Genomic DNA, 16,601 nt, shown 5'->3' with positions numbered 1-16,601 from the left:
GCCGTGTACAAGCTCAGCTTTTTTGTTCCCGACAGTCATGTCGAAGTGGTCAAAAGCGCCGTATTCGCCGCCGGTGGCGGGCGAATCGGTGCTTACGATCACTGCGCATGGCAGGTGTTGGGCCTTGGCCAGTTTCGCCCACTGGACGGCAGTCAGCCGTTCATTGGGCAAGCGGGGCAGGTCGAACAGGTCGAGGAATGGAAGGTCGAGCTTGTGGTGGCCGATGAGTTGATTCGCGCGGTGGTGGCGGCTCTGAAGCAGAGCCATCCCTACGAGACGCCGGCTTATGAAGTGTGGCGACTGGAGGATTTCTGATTCTCCGGTGCTGAAATGAAAAACCCGCTGAAAGTGATTTCAGCGGGTTTTTTGTTGACCGGATTTTTGTGGTGTTAGTGACGGCCTCATCGCGAGCAAGCTCGCTCCCACATTGGATCGGCAAACACTGGACCATTGTGGGAGCGAGCTTGCTCGCGATGGCGGCCTATAAAGCACCGAGGATCTAAACCTTGGCACTGACCTCACTGCGATTGACCAATGCTTCCAGCGCATCATTCAAGGTCGACGCCTTGTCGCCAATCAACAGATGCCAGACGCCACCGTCCAGTTGACTCACACCCTGACAACCCAACGCTTTCAAATCACATTCCGACAAGGCCTTGCCATCGGCCAGTTGCAGGCGCAGGCGGGTCATGGCGATGCAATCGAGTTGCAGCACATTGTCGCCACCGCCCAGCGCCTCCAGCCATTGCCGGGCTTCAGGTGTCTCCACGGCGTGAGGTGCGGGTTCATCAATGACTGCCGCAGGCGACGACACGATGGCGCGACCCAACGCCGGCATCGCCAGGCGAATCTCGTCGGCGATGGCGTCGGCCATCGGCCCGACCACCACCTGCAAACTCCCGCCCTTGCCCGGACGCACCACGGCCATGGCGCCGAGCGCTTTCAAATCTGTATCCGAGGCCTTGTGGCGATCCACCATGTCCAGGCGCAAGCGCGTGGTGCAGGCGCCGACGGTGATCAGGTTTTCGGCACCGCCCAGGGCCTTGATGTAAGCCCCGGCACGCTCGTTGTCGGCCACGGCGACTTGCTCGGTGGCCGTAACACCTTCACGTCCCGGGGTTTTCAGGTCGAAGCGGCGGATACAGAAATCAAACACCACGTAATAGATCACGGCGTACGCCAGGCCCACCGGGAACACCAGCCAGCCGTTGGTGGACTTGCCCCAGCCAAGGATCATGTCGATGAAGCCACCGGAGAAGGTGAACCCCAGGTGGATGTTCAGCAGGTTGGTGATGGCCAACGACAGGCCGGTCAGCAGCGCGTGCAACAAGAAGAGCAATGGCGCAAGGAACATGAAGGCGAACTCGACGGGTTCGGTAACGCCAGTGAGGAACGAGGTCAGGGCCATCGACAGGAAGATCCCGCCCATGACTTTGCGTCGTTCCGGCAAGGCGTTGCGGTACATCGCCAGGCACGCGGCGGGCAGGCCGAAGAGCATCATCGGGAACATGCCGGTGGTGAATTGCCCGCCCTTGGGGTCGCCGGCGAAGTAGCGCGAGATGTCGCCGGTCACGAGGGCGCCCGTGGCCGGGTCGGTGAAGTTGCCGAAGACGAACCATGCCATGTTGTTGATGATGTGGTGCAGGCCGGTGACGATCAGCAGGCGGTTGAGCACGCCGAAAATGAATGCGCCGATGCTGCCGCTTTCCAGCATCAACACGCCGAAGCTGTTGATGCCGTGCTGGATCGGCGGCCAAATCAGGCCGAACACCACGCCGAGCCCCACCGCGCTGAAGCCGGTGATGATCGGCACGAAACGCCGGCCACCGAAGAACGCCAGGTATTCCGGCAGCTTGATGTCCTTGAAACGGTTGTACAGCGCGCCGGCCATCAGGCCGCTGACGATCCCGGCGAGCATGCCCATGTTGATGCTCGGGTCGAGCACTTTGAGCGTGGAGATCATCACCAGGTAGCCGATCACCCCGGCAAGCCCCGCCGTACCGTTGTTGTCTTTGGCGAAACCGACCGCGATGCCGATGGCGAAGATCATCGCCAGGTTGGCGAAAATCACCTGACCGGCGTCGTGGATGATCGCGATGTTCAGCAGGTCGGTATCGCCCAGGCGCAGCAGCAGGCCGGCAATCGGCAGGATCGCGATTGGCAGCATCAGCGCGCGGCCGAGGCGCTGCAGGCCTTCAATGAAAAGTTGGTACATGGCGGATCTCCCTGGATTCTTGTTGTTCTTTAGCTCAGAGGCCAATGCTGGTGACAGGCATGACGCACGGCGCTGGCGCTGCTCAGCTTGAGCAGGCCCTGGCTGATGCGCCGGCATTCGCTGGCGTCGAGATGACGCACGCGGTCCTTGATTTCACCGATCTGTACCGGGCTCACCGACAACTCGCTGACCCCCAGGCCGATCAGTACCGGCGTGGCCAGTGGATCGGAAGCCAGTGCACCGCACACACCTACCCAACGATTGTGCTGCGCCGCACCGGCGCAGGTCTGGGCGATCAACCGCAGCAGGGCCGGGTGCAGCGCATCGACGCGCGCGGCAAGCCCGGCATGGTCGCGGTCCATGGCCAGGGTGTATTGCGACAGGTCGTTGGTGCCGATGGACAGGAAGTCCGCGTGCTCGGCCAGTTGCTCGGCCAGCAGCGCGGCGGCCGGTACTTCAATCATCACCCCCAGTTCGGGGCGTTGCGTCAGACCGAGTTCATCGCACAAGGCGTCGAGGCGCTGGCGGATGTGCAGCAGCTCATCGACTTCAGTGATCATCGGCAGCAGGATCCGGCAGCGTGACAACGGGCGCAGGTGCAGCAGCGCGCGCAGTTGCTGGTCGAGCAGTTCCGGGCGAACCTGAGCCAGGCGAATGCCGCGCAGGCCGAGCACCGGGTTGGCCTCGGCGGGCAGTGGCAGGTAGTCCAGTTGCTTGTCGCCGCCGACGTCGATGGTGCGGATGATCACTGACTTGTCGCCCATGGCATCGAGCACGGCTTGATAGGCGTGGCATTGTTCCTGTTCGTCCGGAGCAGTGTGGCGGTCGACGAAGAGAAACTCGGTGCGCAGCAAGCCGACGCCGTCGGCGCCATTGGCCAAAGCGTCTGCCGCTTCCGTGCTGGACGCCACGTTGGCGGCGACTTCGATGTGCAGGCCATCGGTGGTCAGTGCCGGTGTATGCGCCTGGGCCTGTTGTTCGGCCCGGCGTTGTTGCTGTTGCTGTTGCAGCTGGCGCACGTCCGCCAGGCGCTCTGCATTGGGTGTCAGTTCGAGACGGCCTCCGTCGGCGTCCAGCACCACCGGTTGCCCCTGTCGTTGATCCAGCAGCGTCGAACCCAGTGCGACCATGCACGGCAGGCTTTTGCCTCGGGCCAGAATCGCCACGTGGGAGGTCGCGCCGCCTTCGGCCATGCACAGCCCGGCGACGCCTTGCTGGCTCAGTTGCAGCAAATCGGAGGGCGTCAGTTCATGGGCCGCGACGATGGCGCCGGCCGGCACGTCGTAATGCCAGGTATCGCCGAGCAATACACGCAGCACCCGTTGCTTGAGGTCGCGCAGGTCGTTGGCGCGTTCGGCGAGCAATGTGCTACCGGTTTGCTGGAGCACTTCGCATTGCGCGTCGATGGCCTGGCTCCAGGCGTGAGTCGCGGCCGTGCCCTGGGCGACGGATTGACTGGCGGCGCCCAGCAAGGCCGGATCTTCGAGCAGCGCCAGGTGTGCGGCGAAAATCGCCTCTTCGGCGCTGTCCTTGTGTTTTTTTGCCTGGGCCAGCGTGTGGTCGATGTCGCTGCGCACCTGGCTCAGTGCCGCATCCAGAGCCTGCCATTGCTGCTGCGGATCATGATGGCCGGCATCCAGCGGCAGGCTGATCGTATTCAGGCGAAACAGCGGCCCGCCGACCAGGCCGGGCGCCGCACAGACACCGTGCAACACACCGGCTTCGGCGGGGCGATTGCGTTGGGCAATCGTGGGTGGCGCGGTGGCGTGACTGTCTTCGGCCAAGGCTGTGGATAACGCGGTCAGCAAGGCTTGCAGCGCGGCTTCGGCATCCGGGCCCTGGCAACTGACCTGGACTTCTGCCTGCTCGCCGATGGCCAGCCCCATCAGGCCGATCAGGCTGTCGCAGGTTGCGGACTTGCCGGCGAAATGCAGCTGCGATTTGCTTTTGAAACCTTGCGCGGTCTGACGGATCAACGCGGCCGGCCGCGCGTGCAGACCACCACGGTGAGCAATGCGTACGAGGCCGACAATCTCTGCGCCGGCAAACTCGACATCGACCTCTGCGGTCGATGTCTGTCGACGAATGATGTGCAGCAGCGGCTCGCCGACCTTCACCGATTTGAGGGTGATGGGCCGTGCCTGAAAGTCCTGGCTGTTAGTGAGGATCAGCAGGCTGACCAGGCTTTTGCACTGTTGCGCGACCTTGTCCAGGTCATAGCGCAGCAGGGGTTGGCCATTGGCGACACGCGCGCCTTCCTTGACCAGCATGGAGAAACCCTGACCCTGCAATTCGACAGTGTCGAGGCCCAGGTGCAGGAGCAATTCTGCGCCGTTGTCGGCTCGCAGGGTCACCGCGTGACCGGTGCGGGCAACATGCACCACCACGCCGGCACACGGGGCGTGAAGGGTGTCGTTGAGCGGATCGATGGCGATGCCGTCACCCATGGCGCCGCTGGCAAACACCGGGTCCGGGACTTTGGCGAGCGTGAGCACCGGGCCGCTGAGCGGGGCGCTTAAGGTCAGCTCTTTATTGTTGTTATGCATGGCTCGGTCTCATCAGGAAAAACTGCGATCTGGAAATTCGCTTGGTTCCCTGTAGGAGCGAGCCTGCTCGCGAAGAAATTGAAAGCAACGCGTTTATTCAGGAAGAGCGCGTCATCGTTCACGTCCATCGCGAGCAGGCTCGCTCCTACAGATCAATCAATCGCCATTCGATTTAGTGGGTGCGCGTCACTTTGCTCAAGTGCCGCGGCTGGTCCGGGTCCATGCCGCGGGCCACGGCCAGGCCGGCGGCCATCACGTAGAAACTCTGGATCGCCAGAATCGGGTCGAGGGCCGGGTGTTCGGCGCGGGTCAGCGTCAGGTCGCGTTCGAGCACGTCATCCGGTGCGGCCAGCAGGACACGGGCGCCACGCTGGCGCATGTCGGCCGCCAGGCTCAGCAAACCGGCCTGCTCGGCACCCCGTGGGGCGAACACCAGCAGCGGGTAGTTGTCGCCGATCAAGGCCATCGGGCCGTGACGGACCTCGGCGCTGCTGAAGGCTTCGGCCTGGATCGCCGAGGTCTCTTTGAATTTGAGCGCCGCTTCCTGGGCGATGGCGAAACCGGCGCCACGGCCGATCACCATCAGCCGCTGACAGTCGCGCAAGGCGTCGACGGCCGGGCTCCAGTCCTGTTGCGCGGCGTCGCGCAGGCCATCGGGCAAGGCAGAGCCGGCCTCGAGCAGTTCGGCGTCTTCTTTCCAGTGACCAATCAGCCGGGCGCTGGCGCTGAGGGTGGCGATGAAACTCTTGGTCGCGGCGACGCTGCTTTCAGTGCCGGCACACAGTGGCAGGCTGAATTCACAGGCGGCTTCGAGCGGCGAGTCTTCGGCATTGACCAGCGAAATGCTCAAGGCTCCGCGCTTGCGTAACAGGCGCAGGCTGTTGACCAGGTCAGGGCTTTGTCCCGATTGCGAAAAGGCGAATGCCGCCTGGCCGCTGACCTTCAACGGCGCCTGCTGCATGGTCACCACCGACATAGGCAACGACGCCACCGGGATGCCCAGCATTTGCATGGTCAGGTAGGCGAAGTAGCTGGCGGCGTGGTCGGAGCTGCCGCGGGCCACGGTCATGACCACCTGCGGCGGCTGACGGCGCAGGCGGCCGGCGATCTCGATCAATTGCGGGTCGAGTTGTTGCAGCTGGGCTTGCACGGCCTCGAACGAGGACAGCGCCTCTTCAAGCATTTTTGAAGTCAATGTCTTCTCCTTCGACCATGACGGCGGTCAGTTTCAGTGAGCGATCCAGCCGCACGCAGTCGGCCCAGGCCCCCGGTTGCAGGCGCCCGCGTTCGGTGAGGCCGAGGTAGTCGGCGGGGAATTGCGACAGGCGCTGCGAGGCTTCGGCGATGGGCAGGCCGATTTTCACCAGGTTGCGCAGGGCCTGATCCATGGTCAGGGTGCTGCCGGCCAGGGTGCCGTCGGGCAGGCGCACGCCGCCCAGGCACTTGGTCACGGTGTGGCTGCCGAGTTTGTACTCGCCGTCGGGCATGCCGGCGGCGGCGGTCGAGTCGGTGACGCAGTACAGGCACGGAATCGAACGCAGGGCGACGCGGATGGCGCCGGGGTGCACGTGCAGCAAGTCCGGAATCAGTTCGGCGTATTGGGCGTGGGCCAGTGCCGCGCCGACGATCCCCGGCTCACGGTGATGCAGCGGGCTCATGGCGTTGTAGAGGTGGGTGAAACTGCTGGCGCCGGCTGCCAGCGCAGCCACGCCTTCTTCGTAACTGCCCAGGGTGTGGCCGATCTGCATGCGGATGCCACGGGCGCTGAGGTCGCGGATCAAGGCGTCGTGGCCGGCAATTTCCGGGGCAATGGTGATCACCCGGATCGGTGCGAGCGCCAGGTACGCTTCGACTTCGGCCATCAGCGCGGTGTGGGCGAAGTTGGGTTGCGCACCGAGTTTGCCGGGATTGATGTAGGGGCCTTCGAGGTGCACACCGAGCACCCGGGCGCAGCCGTAGGGTCGCTGCTCACAGAATTCGCCGACGGCCTTGAGCACGCCCAGGATTTCTTCGTTCGGTGCGGTCATGGTGGTGGCCAGCAGCGACGTGGTGCCGAAGCGCACGTGGGTGCGGGTGATGGTTTCGAAGGCCGGCGTGCCCTCCATGATGTCTTTGCCGCCGCCGCCGTGCACGTGCAGGTCGATGAAGCCCGGCAGCAGGTACGGCAGATCGTTGTCCGCCGGATCACAGGACACGCCTTCGATGGCGACGACCTTGCCGTGTTCGTGAACCAGCCGGCCGCGAACCCAGCCGTGGGTGGTGAGGATGTTGTCTTCGGACATGATCGGTTCTCTGGTTTGGCGGCTTCGCGGTGCGCGTTCTAGCGGCGAAGTTCTGCCACAAAGTCGTAGTAGTCGTTACGGCAATAGGTGTCGGTGACTTCGATCGGCGTGTTGTCTTCCAGGTAGCCGACCCGGGTCATCAGCAGCATGGCGGTGCCGGGGGCGATGCCGACCAGCGCGGCGAACTCGTCCGAGGCGTTGATCGCCTGGATATGCTGCAAGGCGCGGACAACCGGTTTGCCGATGCCGTCGAGGAATTCGTAGAGGGAATCGCCGACCATTTGCGGCTTGGGAATGATCGAGGCGGGCAGGGTGCTCATCTCGATAGCCATCACGGTGTCGTCGGCTTTACGCAGGCGTTTGAGGCGCGCGACTTTGTCGTTGGGCGACAGGCCGAGGCGGATCAGCTCTTCGTGGGTCGGCAGGGTGATTTCCCGCTCCAGCCATTGCGAGCCGGGCACGAAACCCTTGAGACGGAGCATTTCACTGAAACCGGAAAGGCGCGACAACGGTTGTTCGAGGCGCGGCGTGATGAAGGTGCCGGAGCCCTGGTTGCGACGGATCAGGCCTTGTTCGAGCAGCACTTCCAGCGCCTTGCGGGCAGTGACGCGGGAGATGCCCAGCGTCTCGCTCAGATTGCGCTCCGAAGGCATGGCCTGTTCGGCTTTCCACTGGCCGGCATGGATCGCCGCTTCCAGGTTGCGCGCCAGTTGCAGGTAGAGCGGCGTGGGCTGGGTGTCGTCGGGGCGCAGGGCGTGGAGATCGTTCATGGCGGTGTCCGGGGCGGATATTGGAGTGTTGTCACCCTTGAATGGAGCAAAAACTAATACCACTTGAATACCATGTCAACGCCACTGGCTGGCAGAAAGCGCGGTAAAGCCTGCTATGTAGAGCGATTGAAATGGGGGGGTGTTTGAAGTGGTATTAGAGGTGGGGAGTTCAATAGCAAAGATCGCAGCCTGCGGTAGCTTCTGAGAGGGGAACTGGTATCTCCCCGGCAGGTGCTGTCACAGGCTGCGATCTGTTGAATTTATTTTTTCGAGGGCGACCGACGGTGGCGGTCAGAAGAAGAAATTCGACCTGTAGCAGCTGGCGAAGCCTGCGTTCGGCTGCGTAGCAGTCGTGAAATCAGCCGACGCGTTGTGTCAGGAATACTTCGCACTCAGGTTTTACGACTGCTTCGTCCGAACGCGGCCCGAGCCGAACGCAGGCTTCGCCAGCTGCTACGAGGTGGGTGTTGCGATTACGGACGAATTTCGATCATCGTGCCGTCCGGCACCAGGTTCCAGACTTCGCGCATGTCCATGTTGCGCATGGCGATGCAGCCGTCGGTCCAGTCCAGGGTGTGGAACAGGTCTTCCGGAGTGTCCACGGTGTCCGGGGTGCCGTGGATCATGATCATGCCGCCGGGCTCGACGCCTTCACGTCGGGCGCGGGCAGAGTCGCTGATGTTCGGGTAGGAAATGTGCATTGCCAGGTTGAATTTATCACTGGTCTTGCGCCAGTCGACCCAGTAGAAGCCTTCCGGGGTGCGTTTGTCGCCTTCCATCAGCTTCGGCCCCTTGGGACGCTTGCCCAGGGAAATGCGATAGGTCTTGAGCGGCTTGCCGTCATTGATCAATTGCAATTGATGGGAAGACTTGAGAATCAGGATTTTCTCGATGACCTTGCCGTCCAGGGTTTCCACGGCAGAAGCTTGGGATACCGTGACGAACGACAAACAGAACAGGGCAAGCAACCAGCGCATTGAAACGATTCCCCAGGAGGTGTCGCGACTATTTATGTATAGATGTTTTTGCAGGAGCCGCCGAAGGCTCGGGGCGCGTTCGGACGATCGTTCAGCGCCTTCGAATGATAACAAGATGACATCAGGTATTGGCAGGCTGAGCAAGCGGCGGGATCGATTCAGACCGTACGGGATAGACCTCGGTCCGCCGGTCAGCGAAGAAGCATTCTAAGGTACGGCCCACCGTGCGGAAAGCCAGCTCATCCCAAGGAATGTCCGCTTCGTCGAATAGTTGCACTTCCAGGCTCTCGGGACCGGCAGAAAAGTCCAGGTCCGCCAGCTCGGCACGGAAGAACACATGTACCTGGCTGATGTGCGGCACGTCGATCAGGGTATAGATGCTCAGGTTGCGCACCCGGGCGCAGGCTTCCTCGGCGGTTTCGCGAATGGCGGCCTGCTCGATGGTCTCGCCGTTCTCCATGAAGCCGGCGGGCAGGGTCCAGTAGCCGCGGCGCGGCTCGATGGCCCGCCGGCACAGCAACACCTTGCTGCCCCAGGTCGCCACGCAGCCGGCGACGATATTGGGGTTCTGGTAGTGAATGGCCTGACAGCTGTCGCAGACAAAACGCAGGCGGGAATCGCCTTCGGGAATGCGCTGGGTCACCGGGTTGCCGCACTGGCTGCAAAATTTCATGCTTGGGTTCCTGAATGCTGGGCCTATCTTGGCGTGCGGCAGTGTCTGTCGGCAAGTTGTCGTTTCGCGACATGGGGCGGTTGCGGGGGTTGGGCGGCCGCAGCGATTGGTGCATGATGCCGGGTAAGGCACAGATCGAGAACACTCATGCTGGACGAGCTACTGCATCGGGTAAGTAACCACACACCACGCACGTTGGAGACCGACCATCGTTTTCCCGAGGCCGCAGTGCTGGTGCCGATCACCCGCAGTGACGAGCCAGAGCTGGTGTTGACCCTGCGTGCCAGCGGACTGTCGACCCATGGCGGTGAAGTCGCCTTTCCCGGCGGGCGCCGTGACCCCGAAGACCCCGACCTGATTTTCACCGCCTTGCGTGAGGCCGAAGAAGAAATCGGCCTGCCGCCGGGGCTGGTCGAGGTGATCGGCCCGCTCAGCCCGCTGATCAGCCTGCATGGCATCATGGTCACGCCCTATGTCGGGGTGATCCCGGATTTCGTCGAATACCGGGCCAATGATGCCGAGATCGCCGCGGTGTTCAGCGTGCCCCTGGAGTTCTTCCGCAAGGACCCCCGTGAACATACCCATCGCATCGACTATCAGGGCCACAGCTGGTATGTGCCGAGCTATCGCTTTGGTGAATACAAGATCTGGGGGCTGACGGCGATCATGATCGTCGAGTTGATCAACTTGCTGTATGACGCGAAAATCAGCCTGCACCAACCTCCCAAAAGCTTTATCAATACCTGAAGCCATCGTTCGAATGGTTTGAACCTGCCTGCCTGAGCCTTGAGGACAACACAATGAAATACCGCCTGGGCGACGCCCGCGTCGAAACCCATCCACAGAGCTGGGTTGCTCCCAATGCCGTGCTGGTGGGCAAGGTCAAGCTGGAAGAGGGCGCCAACGTCTGGTTCAACACCGTTCTGCGCGGCGACAATGAGTTGATCCTGATCGGCAAGAACAGCAACGTCCAGGACGGCACCGTGATGCACACCGACATGGGCTACCCGCTGACCATCGGCACCGGCGTGACCATCGGCCACAACGCCATGCTCCACGGCTGTACCGTCGGCGACTACAGCCTGATCGGCATCAACGCGGTGATTCTCAATGGCGCGAAGATTGGCAAGAACTGCATCATCGGCGCCAATTCGCTGATCGGCGAAGGCAAAGAAATTCCAGACGGATCGCTGGTCATGGGTTCACCCGGCAAAGTGGTGCGCGAATTGACCGAGCTGCAAATCAAAATGCTGGAGGCCAGCGCTGCTCACTACGTGCACAACTCGCAGCGTTATGCCCGCGATCTGGCCGAGCAGGAACAATGACCGACACCGAACGCCCGGTAGCATCGCCCTGCGTGAACATTTGCGCACTGGACGAGGATGACATCTGTACCGGTTGCCAGCGCACGGTGGAAGAAATCACCCGCTGGAGCCGCATGGACAACGCCGAGCGCCGCAAGGTGCTGGGGTTGTGTCATGAGCGGGCCAAGGCCAGCGGGTTGATCTGGATGCTCAACAAAACCCCGAACCGGTAGCAGCTGGCGAAGCCTGCGTTCGGCTGCGCAGCAGTCGTGGAATCAGGCAACGCGGACTTTCTGGAAGACCGGGGACTCAGAATTTGCGCCTGCTTCGTCCGAACGCAGGCTTCGCCAGCTGCTACAAGGATCGCGTTGCATCTTCGCCGGGGGCACCGCCGTGTGGCTGATCATGGCCTGGCGCCTGCGCAAACAGGCTGCCGTCGGCTGAAGTTCATGTAAAATGCCGCGCTTTCTCCCCATGGGAAGCGCGCATGGCGCGTCCCGCGATGATCCGCTCCTTGAGGACCTTCAGATGACCCGTATCGGAACTCCATTGTCGCCCACCGCGACCCGCGTATTGATGTGTGGCTGTGGCGAGTTGGGCAAGGAAGTGGTGATCGAGCTGCAACGCCTGGGCGTTGAAGTGATTGCCGTGGATCGCTACGCCAACGCACCGGCCATGCAGGTTGCGCACCGCAGCCACGTGATCAACATGCTTGATGGTGCGGCCCTGCGCGCAGTGATCGAAGCCGAGAAGCCGCACTTTATCGTGCCGGAAATCGAAGCCATCGCCACCTCGACCCTGGTGGAGCTGGAGGCCGAAGGTTTCAACGTGATCCCGACCGCCCGCGCCGCGCAACTGACCATGAACCGCGAAGGCATCCGTCGCCTGGCCGCCGAAGAGCTGGACCTGCCAACCTCGCCGTACCACTTCGCCGACACCTTCGAGGACTACAGCAAAGCCGTCGAAGACCTCGGTTTCCCATGCGTGGTCAAACCGGTCATGAGTTCTTCGGGCAAGGGCCAGAGCCTGCTGCGCAGCGTCGATGACGTGCAGAAAGCCTGGGACTACGCCCAGGAAGGTGGCCGTGCCGGTAAAGGTCGGGTGATCATCGAAGGCTTCATCGATTTCGACTACGAAATCACCCTGCTGACCGTGCGCCATGTGGGCGGCACCACCTTCTGCGCGCCGGTCGGCCACCGTCAGGAGAAGGGCGACTACCAGGAATCCTGGCAGCCGCAAGCCATGAGCCCGATTGCCCTGGCTGAATCCGAACGCGTCGCCAAAGCCGTGACCGAAGCCCTCGGTGGCCGTGGTCTGTTCGGCGTCGAGCTGTTCATCAAGGGTGATCAGGTGTGGTTCAGCGAAGTCTCGCCGCGCCCGCACGACACCGGTCTGGTGACCCTGATTTCCCAGGACCTGTCGCAGTTCGCCCTGCACGCACGGGCCATTCTCGGTCTGCCGATTCCGTTGATCCGTCAGTTCGGGCCTTCGGCGTCGGCGGTGATCCTGGTGGAAGGGCAGTCGACCCAGACCGCTTTCGCCAATCTGGGCGCTGCCTTGAGCGAGCCGGATACCGCGCTGCGCCTGTTCGGCAAGCCTGAGGTCAAGAGCGAGCCTGCTCGCGATAGCTATTTCACATTCAATATAGATGTTGAAGCGGACACCGATATCGCGAGCAGGCTCGCTCCTACAGGGGTTGTTGATCGGCTGGCATTTGATTTCCCCGCAAGACCCTTTTTTAAAGCTCCAGGCCTGTACCCATGAATTCCCAAAGCATCATCGTCCCTAAAATCTCCACCCTGCCGGTGCACGAACCCCGGGCCAGGGCCATCGTGCGCTGGCTGGTGCGCAAGAACATCATCCAGGAAGAACTGAGCACTTGCGGCCGCACCGGCAACCGCATGGGCCACGCCATCGCCGAGGGTGCCCGTGAGGTGGTCCTGCATCCGGAAGCGCTGCCGTTTGGCGAAGCCGTCAACGGCCTGGAAATTGTCACCAAGCGCTGCATCTATACGCCGGCCAAGGGTTTTCTAGGGGAGGCAGGTTGCGCCGAGTGCCGCAAGGAAATCGGTGAAGCCCTGTTCGAAAGCCTGGAAGACTGGATGCCAGGACGCACCGATAACTTCACCTGCCCGGAATGCGGGCATGAAGACGACATCAACGGCTTTTTGTTCCTGCAGGAATGCGGCTTTTCCAACCTCGGTTTTATCTTCAACAACTGGGCCGAAGCCGGGTTTAAACAGCACTTTCTCGACGAATTTGCCGATTGGCTGGATCAGCCCGTGAGTTGGGTGAAAGTAGAACTCTGAAACCTGTAGGAGCGAGCTTGCTCGCGATGGGCGTAAACGATGACGCGTGCTGTCTGGAAACAAGTGCCGCCTTCAGTTTCATCGCGAGCAAGCTCGCTCCTACAAAAAAACAGCAATTTCATGGTTTTGATTCCCGTATATCCGTAATGCCAATAATAGTCAGAGTTTTACATTGAACCCGAGGGGGTGTCTGACTATAATGGCGCGCTTCCATTTTCCCGCTCGGGAGCCCCCGCGATGCTGCGTATCAGCCAAGAAGCTCTGACATTCGACGACATTCTCCTAGTGCCCGGTTATTCCGAGGTACTTCCTAACGAAGTCAGTCTCAAGACCCGCCTTACCCGTGGCATCGAGCTGAATATTCCACTGGTTTCCGCTGCCATGGACACCGTCACTGAAGCCCGTCTGGCAATCGCCATGGCTCAGGAAGGTGGTATCGGCATCATCCACAAGAACATGACCATCGAGCAGCAAGCTGCCGAAGTGCGCAAGGTCAAGAAGTTCGAAGCCGGTGTGGTCAAGGACCCGATCACCATCGAGGCTGACGCCACGGTGCGTGACCTGTTCGAACTGACCCGCATGCACAACATTTCCGGCGTTCCGGTGCTGCATGATGGCGACCTGGTCGGCATCGTCACCTCCCGTGACGTGCGCTTCGAAACCCGTCTGGATGCCACCGTTCGTGAAGTGATGACGCCTAAAGAGCGTCTGGTCACGGTCAAGGAAGGCGCCAACAAGAACGAAGTCCGCGAGTTGCTGCACAAGCACCGCCTGGAAAAAGTCCTGATCGTCGACGACAAGTTTGCCCTCAAAGGCATGATGACCGTCAAAGACATCGAAAAAGCCAAGGCTTACCCGCTGGCCAGCAAGGACGATCAAGGTCGTCTGCGCGTTGGCGCGGCCGTCGGCACCGGTAAAGACACCGGTGACCGCGTAGCCGCCCTGGTCAATGCCGGCGTTGACGTGGTGGTGGTCGACACCGCACACGGTCACTCCAAAGGCGTGATCGACCGCGTTCGCTGGGTCAAGCAGAACTTCCCTGAAGTGCAGGTCATCGGCGGCAACATTGCCACCGGCGCTGCCGCCAAGGCCCTGGCCGAAGCCGGCGCTGACGCGGTCAAGGTCGGTATCGGCCCAGGCTCGATCTGCACCACCCGTATCGTCGCCGGTGTCGGCGTGCCGCAAATCAGTGCCATCGCCAACGTTGCCGCTGCCCTCGAAGGCACTGGCGTTCCGTTGATCGCCGACGGCGGTATCCGTTTCTCCGGTGACCTGTCCAAGGCCATCGTGGCCGGTGCTTCCTGCGTGATGATGGGCTCGATGTTCGCCGGTACCGAAGAAGCTCCGGGCGAGATCGAACTGTTCCAGGGCCGTTCGTACAAGGCTTATCGCGGCATGGGTTCGCTGGGCGCCATGTCCCAGGCTCAAGGTTCCTCCGACCGTTACTTCCAGGACTCCTCGGCAGGCGCCGAGAAGCTCGTTCCGGAAGGCATCGAAGGGCGTGTTCCGTACAAGGGCACCCTGAGCGCGATCATCCACCAGTTGATGGGCGGCCTGCGCTCTTCGATGGGCTACACCGGTAGCGCCAACATCGAAGAGATGCGCACCAAGCCTGAGTTCGTGCGGATCACCGGCGCCGGCATGGCCGAGTCCCACGTGCACGACGTGCAGATCACCAAAGAAGCGCCGAACTACCGCGTAGGTTGAGCCTTCAAGCAACAAGCTAAGCAACCGGGGCTGTTTTATTCAGCCCCGAGTTGTTTCTGAATCACGACTGTTTCCGAATTTTTTAGACGAGACTGAATCATGGCCCTCGACATTCACGCTCACCGCATCCTGATCCTCGACTTCGGTTCCCAGTACACCCAGCTGATCGCCCGCCGCGTGCGTGAAATCGGCGTGTACTGCGAACTGCACCCGTTCGACATGGACGAAGATGCGATCCGCGAGTTCGCTCCTAAAGGCGTCATCCTCGCAGGCGGCCCGGAGTCGGTCCACGAAGCCAACAGCCCACGCTGCCCGCAAGCCGTTTTCGACCTGGGCGTACCGGTCTTCGGTATCTGCTACGGCATGCAGACCATGGCCGAGCAACTGGGCGGCAAGGTTGAAGGTTCCGAGCTGCGTGAGTTCGGTTACGCCCGCGTCGACGTGGTCGGCAAGAGCCGCCTGCTCGACGGCATCGAAGACCACATCGACGCCGATGGCCTGTTCGGCCTCGACGTATGGATGAGCCACGGTGACAAGGTCACCAGAATGCCGTCTGACTTCCACATCCTGGCCAGCACCCCGAGCTGCCCGATCGCCGGCATGTTCAGCGACGAGCGTCGTTACTACGGCGTGCAGTTCCACCCGGAAGTGACCCACACCAAGCAAGGCGGTCGCATTCTGTCGCGCTTCATCCTCGACATCTGCGAGTGCGAAGCCCTGTGGACTCCGTCGAAAATCGCTGAAGACGCCATCGCCCAGGTTCGCGCCCAGGTCGGCACCGACAACGTACTGCTCGGCCTGTCCGGCGGCGTTGACTCGTCCGTGGTTGCCGCGCTGCTGCACAAGGCCATTGGCGACCAGCTGACTTGCGTGTTCGTCGACAACGGCCTGCTGCGCCTGCACGAAGGCGAGCAAGTGATGGCCATGTTCGCCGAGAACATGGGCGTCAAGGTGATCCGTGCCAACGCCGAGGAGCAGTTCCTGGGCAACCTGGCCGGCGAAGCCGACCCGGAGAAGAAGCGCAAGATCATCGGCCGTACCTTCATCGACGTGTTCGATGCCGAATCCTGCAAGCTGGACAACATCAAGTACCTGGCCCAGGGCACCATCTACCCGGACGTGATCGAGTCGGCTGGCGCGAAAAGCGGCAAGGCCCACGTGATCAAGTCGCACCACAACGTGGGCGGCCTGCCGGAAGAAATGAACCTCAAGCTGGTCGAGCCACTGCGCGAGCTGTTCAAGGACGAAGTCCGTCGTCTGGGCCTGGAACTGGGCCTGCCGTACGACATGGTCTACCGTCACCCGTTCCCGGGCCCGGGCCTGGGCGTGCGCATCCTCGGCGAAGTGAAGAAGGAATACGCCGACCTGCTGCGTCGTGCCGACCACATCTTCATCGAAGAACTGCGCAAGGCCGACTGGTACCACAAGGTCAGCCAGGCGTTCGTGGTATTCCAGCCGGTGAAATCGGTTGGCGTGGTTGGCGATGGCCGTCGTTACGCCTGGGTCGTGGCCCTGCGTGCCGTGGAAACCATCGACTTCATGACCGCGCGTTGGGCACACCTGCCTTACGAACTGCTGGAAACCGTCAGCGGCCGTATCATCAATGAAATCGAAGGCATCTCCCGCGTCACCTACGACGTGTCGAGCAAGCCGCCGGCGACCATTGAGTGGGAATGATCCCGCACCAGCCCTGAAGGGTTGATCGCAGGATGAAAAGCCGTGTGAACGTGAGTTCACGCGGCTTTTTGCGTTTATGCCGGCCCTGCCTGCGGCCCGTCGTCACGCCCGCTTTGCTGTTTCTTTCACAACTGCGGGTGT

General features: G+C 61.9%; 14 protein-coding genes and 1 pseudogene. 8 read left to right on the top strand and 7 right to left on the bottom strand.

Annotated elements, in window-relative coordinates:
- Positions 1-3: 3 nt before the first annotated feature.
- Positions 4-315: a divalent cation tolerance protein CutA gene (gene cutA, locus AB4Z35_RS01225; RefSeq protein ID WP_442095906.1), complete on the top strand. Its 312-nt coding sequence runs from the start codon at positions 4-6 to the stop codon at positions 313-315.
- A gap of 184 nt (positions 316-499) precedes the next feature.
- Here cutA and nagE read toward each other — a convergent pair whose 3' ends face one another.
- The 7 genes from nagE to AB4Z35_RS01190 form a co-directional block, all read right to left on the bottom strand.
- Complete coding sequence (nagE, locus tag AB4Z35_RS01220) at positions 500-2,215, bottom strand: N-acetylglucosamine-specific PTS transporter subunit IIBC (protein WP_442095749.1); 1,716 nt, start codon at positions 2,213-2,215, stop codon at positions 500-502.
- A 29-nt stretch (positions 2,216-2,244) separates the two neighbouring features.
- On the bottom strand, positions 2,245-4,761 hold the full coding sequence (ptsP, locus tag AB4Z35_RS01215; RefSeq protein ID WP_442095748.1) for a phosphoenolpyruvate--protein phosphotransferase: 2,517 nt from the start codon (positions 4,759-4,761) through the stop codon (positions 2,245-2,247).
- Between the two features lie 172 nt (positions 4,762-4,933).
- The gene (locus AB4Z35_RS01210; RefSeq protein WP_442095747.1) at positions 4,934-5,956 is read right to left on the bottom strand and encodes an SIS domain-containing protein; all 1,023 of its coding nucleotides are present in this window, start codon (positions 5,954-5,956) and stop codon (positions 4,934-4,936) included.
- On the bottom strand, positions 5,937-7,043 hold the full coding sequence (gene nagA / locus AB4Z35_RS01205) for an N-acetylglucosamine-6-phosphate deacetylase (protein WP_442095746.1): 1,107 nt from the start codon (positions 7,041-7,043) through the stop codon (positions 5,937-5,939). Before nagA ends, AB4Z35_RS01210 begins: the two co-directional genes overlap by 20 nt.
- A gap of 38 nt (positions 7,044-7,081) precedes the next feature.
- A complete protein-coding gene (locus AB4Z35_RS01200; RefSeq protein ID WP_442095745.1) occupies positions 7,082-7,813 on the bottom strand; it encodes a GntR family transcriptional regulator in 732 nt (243 codons plus the stop codon).
- Positions 7,814-8,286: 473 nt separating this feature from the next.
- The gene (locus AB4Z35_RS01195) at positions 8,287-8,790 is read right to left on the bottom strand and encodes a L,D-transpeptidase family protein (RefSeq protein ID WP_007993281.1); all 504 of its coding nucleotides are present in this window, start codon (positions 8,788-8,790) and stop codon (positions 8,287-8,289) included.
- 121 nt (positions 8,791-8,911) lie between these two features.
- Positions 8,912-9,463, bottom strand: coding sequence for an NUDIX hydrolase (locus AB4Z35_RS01190; RefSeq protein WP_442095744.1), 552 nt, complete (start codon positions 9,461-9,463; stop codon positions 8,912-8,914).
- Between the two features lie 147 nt (positions 9,464-9,610).
- Here AB4Z35_RS01190 and AB4Z35_RS01185 point away from each other — a divergent pair, with 147 nt between their 5' ends.
- From AB4Z35_RS01185 to guaA, 7 genes and pseudogenes are all read left to right on the top strand, one after another.
- Positions 9,611-10,210, top strand: coding sequence for a CoA pyrophosphatase (locus AB4Z35_RS01185; RefSeq protein WP_442095743.1), 600 nt, complete (start codon positions 9,611-9,613; stop codon positions 10,208-10,210).
- 53 nt (positions 10,211-10,263) lie between these two features.
- Positions 10,264-10,788 carry a gamma carbonic anhydrase family protein gene (locus AB4Z35_RS01180; protein ID WP_442095742.1) on the top strand — a complete coding sequence of 175 codons (525 nt, stop codon included), beginning with the start codon at positions 10,264-10,266 and terminating at the stop codon, positions 10,786-10,788.
- Positions 10,785-11,000, top strand: a complete 216-nt coding sequence (locus tag AB4Z35_RS01175; RefSeq protein WP_116260495.1) for a DUF1289 domain-containing protein — start codon at positions 10,785-10,787, stop codon at positions 10,998-11,000. The genes AB4Z35_RS01180 and AB4Z35_RS01175 overlap by 4 nt, the downstream gene beginning before the upstream one ends.
- Before the next feature lie 295 nt (positions 11,001-11,295).
- Positions 11,296-12,381 (top strand): annotated as a pseudogene (gene purT, locus AB4Z35_RS01170) (formate-dependent phosphoribosylglycinamide formyltransferase); the annotation flags it as partial.
- A gap of 146 nt (positions 12,382-12,527) precedes the next feature.
- Positions 12,528-13,076, top strand: a complete 549-nt coding sequence (locus tag AB4Z35_RS01165; protein ID WP_442095741.1) for a sugar ABC transporter ATPase — start codon at positions 12,528-12,530, stop codon at positions 13,074-13,076.
- Positions 13,077-13,313: 237 nt separating this feature from the next.
- Positions 13,314-14,783, top strand: a complete 1,470-nt coding sequence (guaB, locus tag AB4Z35_RS01160; protein ID WP_007982835.1) for an IMP dehydrogenase — start codon at positions 13,314-13,316, stop codon at positions 14,781-14,783.
- 99 nt (positions 14,784-14,882) lie between these two features.
- Positions 14,883-16,460: a glutamine-hydrolyzing GMP synthase gene (gene guaA, locus AB4Z35_RS01155; RefSeq protein ID WP_310057023.1), complete on the top strand. Its 1,578-nt coding sequence runs from the start codon at positions 14,883-14,885 to the stop codon at positions 16,458-16,460.
- The last annotated feature ends 141 nt before the right edge of the window (positions 16,461-16,601 follow it).

It is taken from the genome of Pseudomonas sp. KB_15 (assembly GCF_052114525.1).
Taxonomy (GTDB): domain Bacteria; phylum Pseudomonadota; class Gammaproteobacteria; order Pseudomonadales; family Pseudomonadaceae; genus Aquipseudomonas.
Note: the sequence above shows the minus strand (reverse complement) of the source record. Positions and strands in the feature narration are given on the sequence as shown.

Coding starts and splice junctions, on each gene's coding strand:
- AB4Z35_RS01190 (WP_442095744.1), bottom strand. CDS start 9,463: ATGAAATTTTGCAGCCAGTGCGGCAACCCGGTGACCCAGCGCATTCCC.
- guaA (WP_310057023.1), top strand. CDS start 14,883: ATGGCCCTCGACATTCACGCTCACCGCATCCTGATCCTCGACTTCGGT.
- nagE (WP_442095749.1), bottom strand. CDS start 2,215: ATGTACCAACTTTTCATTGAAGGCCTGCAGCGCCTCGGCCGCGCGCTG.
- AB4Z35_RS01180 (WP_442095742.1), top strand. CDS start 10,264: ATGAAATACCGCCTGGGCGACGCCCGCGTCGAAACCCATCCACAGAGC.
- AB4Z35_RS01175 (WP_116260495.1), top strand. CDS start 10,785: ATGACCGACACCGAACGCCCGGTAGCATCGCCCTGCGTGAACATTTGC.
- AB4Z35_RS01195 (WP_007993281.1), bottom strand. CDS start 8,790: ATGCGCTGGTTGCTTGCCCTGTTCTGTTTGTCGTTCGTCACGGTATCC.
- guaB (WP_007982835.1), top strand. CDS start 13,314: ATGCTGCGTATCAGCCAAGAAGCTCTGACATTCGACGACATTCTCCTA.
- AB4Z35_RS01185 (WP_442095743.1), top strand. CDS start 9,611: ATGCTGGACGAGCTACTGCATCGGGTAAGTAACCACACACCACGCACG.
- nagA (WP_442095746.1), bottom strand. CDS start 7,043: ATGTCCGAAGACAACATCCTCACCACCCACGGCTGGGTTCGCGGCCGG.
- AB4Z35_RS01165 (WP_442095741.1), top strand. CDS start 12,528: ATGAATTCCCAAAGCATCATCGTCCCTAAAATCTCCACCCTGCCGGTG.
- AB4Z35_RS01200 (WP_442095745.1), bottom strand. CDS start 7,813: ATGAACGATCTCCACGCCCTGCGCCCCGACGACACCCAGCCCACGCCG.
- ptsP (WP_442095748.1), bottom strand. CDS start 4,761: ATGCATAACAACAATAAAGAGCTGACCTTAAGCGCCCCGCTCAGCGGC.